At 36.5% G+C, this 13,068-nt stretch carries 12 protein-coding genes; all 12 read right to left on the reverse strand.

From position 1 onward, the window contains the following. Positions 1–219, reverse strand: coding sequence for a hypothetical protein (locus KA713_10245; GenBank protein ID UXE68927.1), 219 nt, complete (start codon positions 217–219; stop codon positions 1–3). Positions 220–510: 291 nt separating this feature from the next. Further along, entirely contained in the window at positions 511–1,257 is a 747-nt protein-coding gene (locus KA713_10250; GenBank protein ID UXE68928.1) for a hypothetical protein, read from the reverse strand. Between the two features lie 228 nt (positions 1,258–1,485). Beyond that, a complete protein-coding gene (locus KA713_10255) occupies positions 1,486–2,769 on the reverse strand; it encodes an HlyD family efflux transporter periplasmic adaptor subunit (GenBank protein UXE68929.1) in 1,284 nt (427 codons plus the stop codon). Next, on the reverse strand, positions 2,769–4,973 hold the full coding sequence (locus tag KA713_10260; GenBank protein UXE68930.1) for a peptidase domain-containing ABC transporter: 2,205 nt from the start codon (positions 4,971–4,973) through the stop codon (positions 2,769–2,771). The genes KA713_10255 and KA713_10260 overlap by 1 nt, the downstream gene beginning before the upstream one ends. Before the next feature lie 12 nt (positions 4,974–4,985). Then, on the reverse strand, positions 4,986–6,485 hold the full coding sequence (locus KA713_10265; protein ID UXE68931.1) for an MBL fold metallo-hydrolase: 1,500 nt from the start codon (positions 6,483–6,485) through the stop codon (positions 4,986–4,988). Between the two features lie 22 nt (positions 6,486–6,507). Further along, entirely contained in the window at positions 6,508–7,380 is an 873-nt protein-coding gene (locus KA713_10270; GenBank protein ID UXE68932.1) for a tetratricopeptide repeat protein, read from the reverse strand. A gap of 25 nt (positions 7,381–7,405) precedes the next feature. Then, positions 7,406–8,347: a hypothetical protein gene (locus KA713_10275; protein UXE68933.1), complete on the reverse strand. Its 942-nt coding sequence runs from the start codon at positions 8,345–8,347 to the stop codon at positions 7,406–7,408. 86 nt (positions 8,348–8,433) lie between these two features. After that, positions 8,434–9,597, reverse strand: a complete 1,164-nt coding sequence (locus KA713_10280; protein ID UXE68934.1) for a hypothetical protein — start codon at positions 9,595–9,597, stop codon at positions 8,434–8,436. 52 nt (positions 9,598–9,649) lie between these two features. Beyond that, positions 9,650–10,690 carry a grasp-with-spasm system SPASM domain peptide maturase gene (gene gwsS, locus KA713_10285; GenBank protein ID UXE68935.1) on the reverse strand — a complete coding sequence of 347 codons (1,041 nt, stop codon included), beginning with the start codon at positions 10,688–10,690 and terminating at the stop codon, positions 9,650–9,652. Positions 10,691–10,882: 192 nt separating this feature from the next. Further along, on the reverse strand, positions 10,883–11,878 hold the full coding sequence (gene gwsG, locus KA713_10290) for a grasp-with-spasm system ATP-grasp peptide maturase (GenBank protein UXE68936.1): 996 nt from the start codon (positions 11,876–11,878) through the stop codon (positions 10,883–10,885). A gap of 103 nt (positions 11,879–11,981) precedes the next feature. Further along, positions 11,982–12,185, reverse strand: coding sequence for a hypothetical protein (locus KA713_10295; protein UXE68937.1), 204 nt, complete (start codon positions 12,183–12,185; stop codon positions 11,982–11,984). Positions 12,186–12,347: 162 nt separating this feature from the next. Then, the gene (locus KA713_10300; GenBank protein UXE68938.1) at positions 12,348–12,995 is read right to left on the reverse strand and encodes a response regulator transcription factor; all 648 of its coding nucleotides are present in this window, start codon (positions 12,993–12,995) and stop codon (positions 12,348–12,350) included. Positions 12,996–13,068: the final 73 nt, after the last annotated feature.

A 13,068-nucleotide genomic window follows, 5' to 3' on the forward strand; every position in this document is an offset into this window, starting at 1 on the left:
TCATTGAACCCAATGTGTCGATAAAACTTGGTCGCGGGCGGGGCAACCTGACCCAATGTTTCGGATTGCTGTCGGCAATGTGTCCAGTATTGGTGTTTGGGCTGCGGCACTCTTGGCAAAGCTTTGGTTTGCGCGGGGCATTGTGTTAGATTTGCCATGTGTGCCGCTAGGGTCGGCCTCGTTGTCGGGTTGGTCTGTTATCATTTTTCCGTTTTTCATATTGTCCCACGTGAAAACCTTTGTCGGGTTACAAGAATTCTAGTCACGGGTGCAAGAATACTTGTCGTGGATGCTCCATTTCTTTTCACAGAAGCAAGAATACTAGTCACGGCAGCAAAAATACTGGTCGCGGTAGCAAGAATTCCTTTTGTTGGTATCTCATTTCTTTTTATGGTTGCCAGCTTTCTTTTTATGGTTGCTCCATTTCCTTTCACGGTAACTATATTTCTAAAAAAGGGCGGGACAATTCTAAACTGTCCCGCCTGTTTATTGAATTTGGTCGTTTGTTTTCTAGTCTCCGTTTCCTCTTGTGAACTTGAGTCCGCTCACTTGTTTGTACTGGGGGCTGGTTGCCCCATAGAGTGATTTTACATATTGCTTTGCATCTTGCGCCACGTCCACCAGACCTGTGTCTGCGCCATACAAAGCATCGTCCCTGTCGATGCGGGCGTTGCTCAATGCGGTCGTGGTGTTTATAACGTCTGTGTTCTTTGTTTTCAGGTCTGCCAAAACAGTGTTCAACGTTGCTACTTGCAGTTCAACCTCGTTTGGGGCATAATTTGCTTCAGCTGTCAAGGTTGCGATAAGCTGCGCAAAGTGGTCTATCATTTTGTCAAAGCTTTGTTGCGAAGTTGAAGTGGTCTTTATTGGTGTTGCCCCTGCTGCCAACGCTTTTGCATCGGGTTGCTCGACTGCCTTTGCACGTTTGCCCTGTATCTTCAAGTTGGTAGATTTTGCATCGTCCAAAGTTTGTGTTTCTGCATCTGTTGCTGCCAAGGCGTTCATGATTTTTGTCGCCAAGGGTTTGAGTGGCTTGAAGGCAAGCTCGCGTGCGTTGGTGGCATTGTCGTAGGCTGTCTTTGCTGTTTTTACTGCTTGCAGGGTTGTCCTTGCTGTGGCAAGTTGTGCTGTGAGTGCCGGCAGTTTGAGTGCCGCTTTGGTTGGGTTGTAGGTTGCACCATAGCCTGTGAGGAAACTGATGAGGTCTTCAAAGGTTGCAACGTTCTTTGCGTGACCTGTTTCAATAGTTGAAGCCATAATGTAGAAGGGTTAAGTGTTGTTTACCTTCTTTGGGTATTAACGATAGGCGTATATTTGGTGGTATCTTTTTCCTTACTTTTTGTGATAATATTGGGCACGTTTTAAAAAACTTAAGGGCTAAACAAATCGTTAATAGCAACTTGCTGTTTTACTTAAAATTTGTAAGGTCTGTAACTTTCCATGGTAAGCGTAAAGATTTTGCAAGAAAATTTCTTAAGGCCGAAATTAATTGAAAATTTTACGAATAGTGTAAAAAATCCTTTCTATCAATCGCAGGTCCTCCGTAATTATTTCAGCCGATGCAGTCATCCCATAATTGTATGTGAGCAATTTATTATGGTTTGTATTTAAGCCATTGGGCAATTCCACAAAGGCAAAGAATAATTTGTTATCATCGGTAGATAGTTGTGGAAGTGATGATATGTTACCTTCAACCATACCGTATTCTTCAAACGGATAGCTTTGAAATTTTATCAATACCCGTTGACCTATCTTAATCTTACCTGAATTATCCTGTTGGATCGTCAGCGTTCCCACATACAGAGAATTGATTTCAAATACTTGAAATAGTTCTCTATTGATTTCTACGTTTTCTTTTTCTTGCAAATTATTGGCATAAAGTATTTTGCCAGCCGTTGGTGAAATTAACAGGTACCTATTTCGCCAAGTGGCAATTGAGCTATTCAATGAGTTAATCGACTGCCGAAAACTTTCTTTTTGTTCCAATGCCTGCTTTTCTAAATCAATAATCTCTTTTTCTTTGCTTCGTATTTGAGCGTTGTTGTTGAGTATGGATGTCTTAATATTTTTTAATGGAAGCCTCTTTGCCAACAACTTGCTTTCTTCTTTATCTAAGTCCAATTTAGCAATTACTTTATCTTTGAAAAGGCTTTGGTTCATGGCAAATTCACTTTCGGCCAACGCAGCGTCCCTTTCATAAAGGTTGTATTGACTTTTTTGATGATCGTTCATCGTTTCCAATTCTAAAATATCACTTTTTAAAAGCTCAATTTTTTTATTATAGTATTTTTTTCCTAGTAGAGAGTTAAGCTGGGCAAATTGTTGGCGGAATGATTGATAAGATGATTGTACATCGCCCAAGTTTTCGTACGATGCAAGTCTCAGCGAATCTAAACCATTAAAGTTGTCTTTTTCAAATAGTTGACGAACTACATTTAGCTCCGTTTCTAAACTAAGTACTTCCTCGTGATGCGCAGCACTTTCTAAAAATCCTAATAGCTGGCCTGATGAAACTAGTTGATGATTAGCAATCAATAATTTTTCCAATCTTCCGTCTGCTCTGGCAACCACAGGTTTGGGTGCTACTTTAGTGATGAGTTTAAAATCAGCGCGCACCAAAGTTGGGTAACGGATCAACCACGTCAAAGAAATGGCAATTAGCAAAATAGCAGAGATAACAGCTGAACCCCAACGGGTCAGACCGTTGGGTACTTGCTCTAGATAATCTCGCACGGCTTCGCTTCTGTTATCGATATCTTCGTCTTCCATTAATTCCCTAACTCTAATTGATTTTTTATTAATGTATAATAATAACCATGCTTGGCGGTAAGTTCTCCATGAGTCCCTGTTTCAACAATCTCTCCTTTATTAAGTACAATTATTTGATCTGCATTTTTTACCGTACTAAGACGATGAGCAACTACCACTACCGTTCTGTTTTGAAAAAAACTTTCTAAATTTTTCATGATAACCGCTTCATTATTTGCATCAAGAGAACTGGTAGCCTCATCAAAAAACAGAAATTTAGGATTTTTATAGACAGCACGTGCTATAATGATGCGCTGCTTCTGGCCACCACTTACGCCCATACCGCTCGCTCCTATACGGGTATTGTAGGCCATGGGTAATTCTTCAATAAAGCTACCGATGTTGGCAACACGCACGGCCTCCTGCAGTTTCTTTCTATCTATCGCTCCATTTTCATCCGATTCGCTGATGTTCCTTGCAATGGAGTCTGAAAATAGAAAACCATCTTGCATCACCACACCACAGTGGCTGCGCCAAAAATTATAGCTAATGTTTTTAAGGTTACTATTTCCTAAAGTAATTTGTCCCTCCACAGGTTCGTAATATTTTAATAGTAGCTTTAACAAGGTTGTTTTTCCACTACCGCTTGCCCCAACAATTGCAGTAACTTTTCCTTCAGGGATATCAAAGCTGATATTTTTTAAAACCAACGCAGCCGAACTACTTCCGTACCTAAAACTAACATTATCCAATTTGATTGATTTTTGGCTAGGCAGTTCGTGAATCAATTGATTATTCATCGATTCTTCGTTGGGCTTATTATGGATTTCTGCCAATCGTTCGATGCTTAGACGTGCATCTTGGTAGCTCCTGATAAAGGCAATGAAATTGTTAATGGGCACATTCATCTGTCCGATGATGTATTGTATTGCTAGCATCCCTCCAAATGTAATTTGCCCGCTAATTACGCTTTGTGCAGCCACAAAACTGATCAGGATATTTTTTACTTCATTAATAAACTGGCCACCTTCGTTTTGAGATTGAGAAAGCCTAAGGCTTTTCATGTTCAGTTTAAACAAGCGGGTCTGTATTGCTTCCCACTCCCATCGCCTACGTTTTTCTGAGCCGTTTAGTTTTATCTCTTGCATACCCGTGATGAGCTGAATGGTGCTGCTTTGATTGCCGCTGGCCTGGTCGAAATACTTATAATCAATCTCTGCCCTACGTTTCATAAAAATCAATACCCATATTATGTACAAAGCAGAGCCAATCAAGAAAATTATAAAAAGCGTGAGGTTGAAATAAGATAAAATAGCACCAAATACGACAAAGGGAATAATTGAAAACAACACATCCAGTGTAGTGGCAGAAAGGAACGATTGAACACGGTTATGATCCTGAATGCGTTGCAACAAATCCCCTTGGCTTTTAGAATCAAAGAATGAAATGGGCAAGTTCATAAGCTTAATCAAGAAGTCTGAGAGCATCCTAAGGTTCATTCTGCTAGTGATATGCAACAATATCCAACTGCGAACCACACGAATGCCCGTTTGCGAAATGAACAACATCAATTGTGCCGCGAGTATCAGGTAAATGAAATTAAGATTTTTGGTGTTGATGCCCACATCCACAATTTGCTGTGTGAGAAACGGCAAGGCTAGTTGGACGAAACTACCTACCAACAAGCCTAGAAATAACTGAATGGAGAATCTCTGGTAAGGCTTAAAGTACCGTTGTAAAAATTTGAATGGAGATTTTCCGTTTACAGTATGTTCTTCTTGATCGAAAAATGAGGGTGTGGTTTCAAATAGAAGTAAAACCCCCTCCGCGTCAACAGAAACATTTTTTTCTGGAATCCAACCTTTGCAAAATTCTTCGGGAGTATAGTTGATAAGACCATGTGCAGGATCTGCTATTTTTACTTGTTTATCAGAAGCCTCATATACCACCACATAGTGCCGTTGTCTCCAGTGCGCAACGCAGGGTAATGGTATTTCCGTTGCTAAATCTTTGTAAGAAGTATTCAGTGCTAACGTACTCAGGCCAATTTTCTCCGCAGCATCTGCAAGCCCACCTAGTGTTGAACCGTCTCTAGCAAGATTTGCTATCTGACGGAGGTAGGCCATGTCAAAAGACTTACCGTAATGTTTAGCAATCATGCGCAGGCAAGTTGGCCCGCAGTCCATCCTGTCCAGTTGACGATAAAAAGGAAAAGATTTTTTCAATATAACCGCTTATTAAGGCGTAGTTAGTTTTTTCAAAAAGGCAATAGTTCCAAACTCTTTTTGCCCATGGAGAGGCCATGATGTATATATTTTATCCACCACTAATTTCTTAGCGACAATTAAATCATAAATTGACTTACCTCTCGCCCCCGCAGGATAGACTGTTTCTTTTTGGTCGAAGAAAAGTAAGTCTCCTGTCCACAAGATTTTTGACTTTGGAAAATAGTATGCGATATGCTCATTCGTATGCGAAGTGTTTATGCCAATTTCATATCCAACCACTTCATTTGCTTTATCTTTAAATTTTTTTTTCCCATTAATTGGAATAAAGTCCATTTTCATTCTGATAGGCTCAGTGTTCATTAATCTAGCAGAGCCAACAGAATGCTGTGTTATCAATAATTTATCAAAGTAATCCTTATTTCCTTGGGTAGTTACAAAAGTTACTGGCAAAGTTGCGTAAGCCCGTATGCCACCTGCATGGTCAGGGTGGTGGTGGGTTACAAACAAATATCGTAACGGTCTATCTGGATAACGTATCTTTAATTCATCCATTAACTGCAGGTTCAAATCAATCCCTTGAGGCACTTCAAACAAAGCAATATAATCCGTAAACTTGGCAATCAACATCTTATTATTTTGAGATATTATTTTGACTAAATCAAGCGTGGGCGAAATGGCACTAAATTCAAATTGTTCTTTTGTTGATACGGGTTCTGTTAATTTCTTTTTAAATTGTTCAGGCACCCATTTTATCTTTAGGTTGCTAGTATCTGGCTTTAAGTCAAAACGTGGTTCGCTATATGTTAGCTCGCGTTCGAGTTTCCCAGACTCATAATCCATACGTGTAGAAGGAATCTTTAAACCGTTCTTATCGGTAAAATCTTTATAAACCGTTTCAAATGAAACATCACCATAGATAGGGCTATAACCAAGCGTTTCAACTTTCTCGAGCAAATGGGTTTGTTGATTGATATAAAGTGTTGTGCTTTGGTTGGCAGAATAGCTAAATGAAATTAAATGATAAGGTGATTGTTCGCCCAAATACCTTAGCGACTTTCTGTTTTGGTAAGCCAACCGCAATATTTCGGTTGGTAATGCTCTAGCTGTTTCAAAATTAAAATCTTGAGACGTGCCCCGGGCTAGTTCACGCGCATAGTAACCACGTTCATATAGAGAATCGAATTTAGAAACAGATGCTCGTTTATAGGTGTTCCCGCGGTTCTGCATCTCGCTATACAGGTACGCTACTTTCTCTTTTGCAAAGTACCCGTACGTCTCTTGCAGATTTAGTTCTTTCGTTTTTTCAGGGGTTTCGTAATGGCCTAGGTTATAAATAGTTCCTTTGGCGGCAATAAGAATTGGATTGTTGTTTACGCCCATGGCGGTCTGAGATTTTGATAAGATGGCTAAAGATTTTTTATAGTTCTCAATGGTTTGGCCAGATGCTATTAAACCGAATACTACTACTAATATGACCAATAAAAAACAGTGCTTTAGTTTGTAATTCATAGATTGTTTTTTAATTCACATTTTAAATTTTTTTCAACAGAGCGTCTAGCTCTTCTTTATTAATCGAATTTAATATCCGTTTGTTGATTTGGTAAGGATAAACCTCATAAATAGCATTGTCTTCATTAAGGGTATAGCCATTTTGTAAGTTTTCTTTGGCACTCAATAAAAGATCAAATGCTTCCTTAAATTTCCTCTCCCTCATCAAACATTGTGCTTTATAATATTGTGCATCAGGAAACTGAGGATATATATGAAGACAACTATCTAAACTCTGATTGGCCACTTTGTAATTTCCTTTTTCGCTTTGCACAATTCCTAAATAAAACCAATGTAAATGATGCGCTTCTTTTCTAGTTTTTATTTCTTCTTTTATTTCATTTTCGATCAAATATTCTGCTGAGTCGAATTGGTTAAGTTGTAAATAACAAAGTCCTTTATAGAACTGATATGAATGATCCATCACATATGAATTACCGTTTTGCTTTTGGGCAAGATTAAAATCAGTGATAGCTGCACGGTAGGATTTTTGAAAGATACATTTGATAAAAGCCCTATACTCCAGCCAATGTTTTGTCTTATCATACTTAACTGCACTATCTAAATAAATCATACCTATCTCATACTTCTTTTGCTTAAAGAGCGGCATGGCTTTTTGCTGCCATAGATGAGCATCATATGGTGTAATAGTCAACGCGCTATCAAGATATTTCTGACGTTGTATAGAAAATAAAGGAGAATTGCTAAATTTTTCCAGATAGCTAATTAGCCTTGTAGAGTCCTTTTTGGAGATTTTCTTCTCCGAAACTTTTTGGGGTACTGCTTGCTTGTTTCTGCATGAGTATGATGAGATGCAAAAAATAGTTATAATCAATAAGAGTTTTTCGCCTGTCATGTAGTAGCGCAAAGGGTATACCGGATTAATTCTTATTTGTTTGAATGCTCCAAGTAATCCCCCATTGTCTCAAGTATTCTGCAATAGGAATCAAACCCATTTTTGCCCGCCTTTTGTCAACATTAGCAGGATCTTCCAGGGGCAACAAGTAATACTTTTTAGTCTTATCATCTCTTCCTAATTGACTGCCATAAATTTGCTTTTTACCTTGGTTTAATGCGGTTCGATCCTCAAGTAGAGCCAAATCTTTTGAAGATGCCTTTTTATCTTGAACGGCAGCTCTCATCATTGGCAAGTAATATTGTCGGGTTTTTACGTCTGAATGTTGAATTACCAGAAAAAGTGTGGAGTTACCTCTCTCCCCGATACTCTCTGGTCCAAGCCATCCGAAATGATTTAGTATTGATTTTATTTTTTCAACATTTATCGAATCAGTTCTTCGTATTTTACTAGTTAAATAATCTATCTGTTTTGTGTCATTCCTTTCAATGGCTGTCACAAATTGCTGCCTATATTTTTGATCACTTTCATAAATTGAATCTAGTTGTTTTACCAATACGACATTATATCTTTTTTCAACATTAAGTTTGTTCAACTTAACAATAGCCAAGAGCTCCGGCCATCTCGAATCATCCTGCAATAAAGCTAAATCACCATCACTACTTATCTGCTCATAGTTGTGATACTTCATCTCGTTTGTTACTTTAAATAGATAGTAAAATGAGCTATCTAATTGTTTTGAAAGTGCCCACGAGCATGCTGCGTTGTATAAATCCCTAGAAGTGCCCGGATTTACTGTAAATGCCTTGGAATACGTTAAAGCAGATCTTTTGTAATCCTTAGAAAGATAAAGGCTGTGTGATTTGTTAATCAATTCATTATAAAATTGATTTGACTCTTGGCCTCGTAATTGAACGACTATCACTACAATAATGAGGTTAAAAAGAATAATTTGTTTAGGTTTCATAATCGCAGCCTTTTGTAACTTTAACTTTTTTGTTTAGCCTAAATAATATTTTTAAAATCTCAAGTAGTGAACTAGCTGACGCAAGCTCAAATAACAGAGTTATTAGTCAAAGGATTTGCTTCCCTAAAAACCTTCGAATTAAAATCGTAAGAAGGCATTGATAAATCATACTTGCTTACTAGTTGTCCATATTCTTTTTCAATCTCCATGTAGACCTTAGAAAAAAAATTAAACCACAAAAGCCCTTCTGATTCAAAAACATCAAGGCCATTAAAATCGCTTAGCGAGTTTTTAAATCTTCTTAACTGAAAAGCAAGCCTTCCCTTAGCTTCGTGGATATTTTCTTCTGAAAGTACTTTACTTTCAATACATGAGATTAAACTCTTCGTGATTTCAACAAAAGTGAATAAGCCATGAAATCTTAAGTATAAACTATTAGAATCGTCATGAGTCCCACTGATTTCAGAAAAACTCATATTGTAGTGAAACTTAAATAGCTTAAATTTCGAGTCATAAGTTAATGTATTGAAGGTTATGTGGGCTCCCTCATGAGATAAGTGATCAACAAAATACATTTCATTATCCCAAGAATTGACATTAAAGAAAATCATATTGTGTATCTCAAGTGATGCAAAAGAATTGGGTTCTTTTGCTGTAAAAAGCAACACTCTTTTCAGCGATTTTAAGAGTAAGTCAAAATGCTTTGAATTGCATTCTTTTAAAATAGCAAGCCCTTTGTTAAGGTGTTCAATGTGGTGTTCAAAAACATTATCGCTGAGCACGTTGTCGTCATTTGGATGTGTAAAATAAGAAATAAATGATTCTACTAACGGATGTTGATATTTTTGAACCTCGATACCAAAATTTAAAAAAAGTAACGGTTCAAAAGCATAGTCCAAACTCTGACCAGCTAATTCAAGTCTATATTTTCCATCTGTTGTTTTGAGTATGATCGTTGCGTCTGGGCTGCTCGTTTTAAAATAGCCTATCTGAGGCAAAAAGATTGCTCCTTTATGATTCGAAAAAACCTCTATCATTTCTTTTTTCACTTTTTCGTATCCAAAGATTATGCTATCAAGCCATTTGTCGTCTTTCTGATTCAAATAAGTGTAAATCAATGGCTCTAAATAAATATTGTCATTATAAAAATCTAGTCTATCAAATATATTATTATGCCTTGAATAAAGTATGCTCTTGATGGAATCAATCATCGTTAAAGAACAAGCGTCAAAATCTTCATAGAAATTCATATTTCTAAAATTTTTATTTTTTCAAAAATTTAAATAGATGGACACAATTTTTCTAATTCAGTGCTATAATTTCACAAATCCACTCGTCAGTATAAGGATTAAAATTGCAATAGTTAACCTTAAAAAATTTATCGTTTTCCATGCGTATATCCGAATTGCTAACGCAAGTATATCTATACTTGCAATCTTTGCAAATCTCTATTTGATCATTTGAAATTGACCACTTAACTTTAAAATAACTTGTTTCAATTATCTCTTTAATGGAGTCATTTTTAACATTTCCATAGGAATACTCATGATTAAGATAGTTTTTAATTTCTCCGCTCTTATTAATACATATTTTTCTATTGAGTCCCAAATTATATCCTTGAGCTTCGGAGAACGATTCAATATTAGAGTTAAAGAGGCCGGCACTTATTATCTCATGCTGATCTGCTCTTATGTCCTTTTTAAATTGAAGTATAGATTTTCCAAGTTTATCCTCATTAATGATAATACCGTCCTCGGAACTGGCGTAAATCATAATCCGATTCAACCTTGCCTCATGTTTCATCAAATTATAAAGATTTTCAAAACTTACATTAACACAAAACGGCACCATTAACTCAATGTGTTTGATTCGAGTATCTGAAAATATCACAATTAATCGTTCTAATTCAATATAGTCAAACACACTCAAAAGTCTTAACTGAATCGCTCTGCAGCCTAATGAGTTTAATTGCAATATGATATTTTCAAAGTCAAAGTTGAATTGGCTATTGCTATCCAATTCAATTATCGAGTTTGTTATTTGAAGAGGCGAGTACCACGTAAAGTCTATTTCGGGAAATGAGTCAGGTTCATCTGTATAAAAGCCAATTTCCGCATCTACAAGTTTATCAAAAAAAGATTTAATCTCACTTGATTCCAAGCCAAAATGAATTTCTATATCTCTTATATTTTTTGACGTTGAACTTTTAATAATTTCTAAAAAACTATTAGGTAAATCATAGAAAGTACTTCTTTCAATATCATAGATTAAACTGCCTGCTATCCCCTTTACAATTACGCAGCTAGCAAATAACTTAAACCAAGTTTCTGCTTTGCTCATCATAGGATGTTTGATATTGCCTTATAAAAAATTGAAGTATGATATTCATTCGTGTTATGAAATGAGCTTTTAGACACAGACCTTAAAGCGGGTATTTGGTTTGAATACGTTGCGGCTAACTCGAACAAATAGTAGTTAACTGGCAACTTATTTTTCAACTTCATTGGTAGGGGTTGCAAATCAGTTTGCCCCAATTCATTTTTGGTTTTCGTCATAATCTATTAAATATTCGGCTATTTTTTTATCTAAGTAATAATTACAGGGATCGGAAACCATTCCATACTGCCCAGTAGGATTGACCTCAAGAAACACATAACGGCCATTTTTAGTTTTAACAATATCAACTGATCCTGTGTTGAGTTCTAGGTTCGCCATTAACTTGAGGATATTGCTTTCTAGTTCACACGGAAGTTTGTATGGAACCCTTCGATTATTAGAATATTTTCTGAAATCCACACTTGTCTGTTTATCCAACTGTGAAAAAATAGCCATCGAATAGCACTTTCCATCTAAAAAGAAAGTTCGGATTTCTATCTCCTTATCAAGTTTTTCTTGAAATAATGAATACGAAAAAGACTCGGGCATTTCACCTAATACAAGTTCTGTAATTTCTTGTGTGTAATTAATGTATAAATTCGTCTGATTGTCTGACTTAGTCTTGACGTCAAATATTTCACTTATTGCTTTGGTAATAAGATTTCCCTTCTTCAACATAAAGTTCTGCACGTCAGTTTTCTGACCGGTGATTATAGACGCTGGTATTTCAATTGAACAACTTTTAGCCATTTTCAACACCTCTAATTTGTTAATCCTCACTTTTCGAAAGTTGCCCAGTTTTTTGCCAACTTTTAGTAATTGAGAATAAAACAATTGGGTGCTATTTAAATATTCATAGTAAAAATTCTTTTTTATATCTTCAAAACTAGGATTATCATGCGATTCTAAAGGTAAAACATCAGGCAAAAAAGGATATACAGAACGCCTGAACCAAATGGACTGGGCGTTTTTTAAATCAAAATCTCTTAATCTAAACTCCTCGCTGCTTGAACTAAGTTCAACTGTAAAATTTGGTCGACTATCATCAAAAAAATCCTCCCTGTTAAGGCGTAAAAAATTGTGTTTGTAAAAGCTAATCCAATCAATTACCCAATTTGTAGGGTCATCATCATGTCCTGAAGTTATTATTACCATTTTGTTATTTTAGCATAAAGCTGAACAGGGATTCCCTGTCCAGCTTTTTGAAACTACAAATCTCCTTTTTGAGGGAGTAAGTGATTGCGAAAGGTTACTTTCGTTAATCGTATTTTACCTTACTCAATGTCCATGGATCGCCATCTGGCAACTCAACTGTAATTGGGTGGCATCCAGCAGCAACGCCTCCAGTAATTTTTTCTAGCTCCGTCTTGTTGTCAAATGCTTTAACTTTGAAGTCTTGCAATGACAATCTCTTTGGAGCAGCCTTGTTTTCGGCCAATACCGAACCTTCATTATTTTTCATATTATTTTTACCAAAGGGATAAGAGACAGCACCTTGCTGCTCCTTCTTTAGTTAAGGCAATGAATGAATTTTTTACACATAAAGTCAACCGTAGATCTACGGTATTTTGAAATATTTTTATGTGAGAGGAACATCGCACGTTGTATTCTAGTTAATGAATTGCTATTCTAAATTCCACTTGGAGGCTAATGCTATCAATTGTTCTTTGCAATCAATATTGAATTTTGAATATAATCTCTTTCTCATATCATCAACTGTTCTTGGGCTTTTGTATATCTTAGATGCAATCTCACCACTGGATAGTCCTTTGACAATCATTTTAATCAGTTCTTTTTCTTGTTCATTATCAAGAAGGTGAACGTTATTTGACTCCTTTACTTTGTAGGCAAGGTAGCGTTGGATTATTTCTGTTGCCATATCTGTCATATAAGAACCAGAAGTATAGACTGTGCGAATAGCCTTAATCAGTTCATTTGGGTGATCATCTTTACCAATAAAACTTTTTACCCCAATGATATACATTTGAACAATGTTAGATTCATAATCGTATTGCGAAAATGTAATGATCTTTATTTGCGGATAGTTTTCCAATACCTTCTTTGATGCCTCAATGCCGTCCATCTTAGGCATTCTAATGTCCATGAGGATTATCTCTGGCTGCTCTACGTTGATTCCCAATTGTTCAAGTAAATGCAACCCATTATCTGCCTCTAGCATGATTTCAAAATCATGTTCGATTTTAAAGAGAAGTTTTAATGACCTTCGGAATTGCTTGTTGTCATCAACAAGTCCAATTTTTATTTTGCTCATATCTGTCTAATGAAACTTTAGCGGGTGGAAGAAGCAAGTGTGTGGGAGTAGCCTGAGCGTTGGCATTGCGCAG

It is taken from the genome of Chryseotalea sp. WA131a (assembly GCA_025370075.1).
In the GTDB taxonomy this organism is placed as follows: domain Bacteria; phylum Bacteroidota; class Bacteroidia; order Cytophagales; family Cyclobacteriaceae; genus ELB16-189.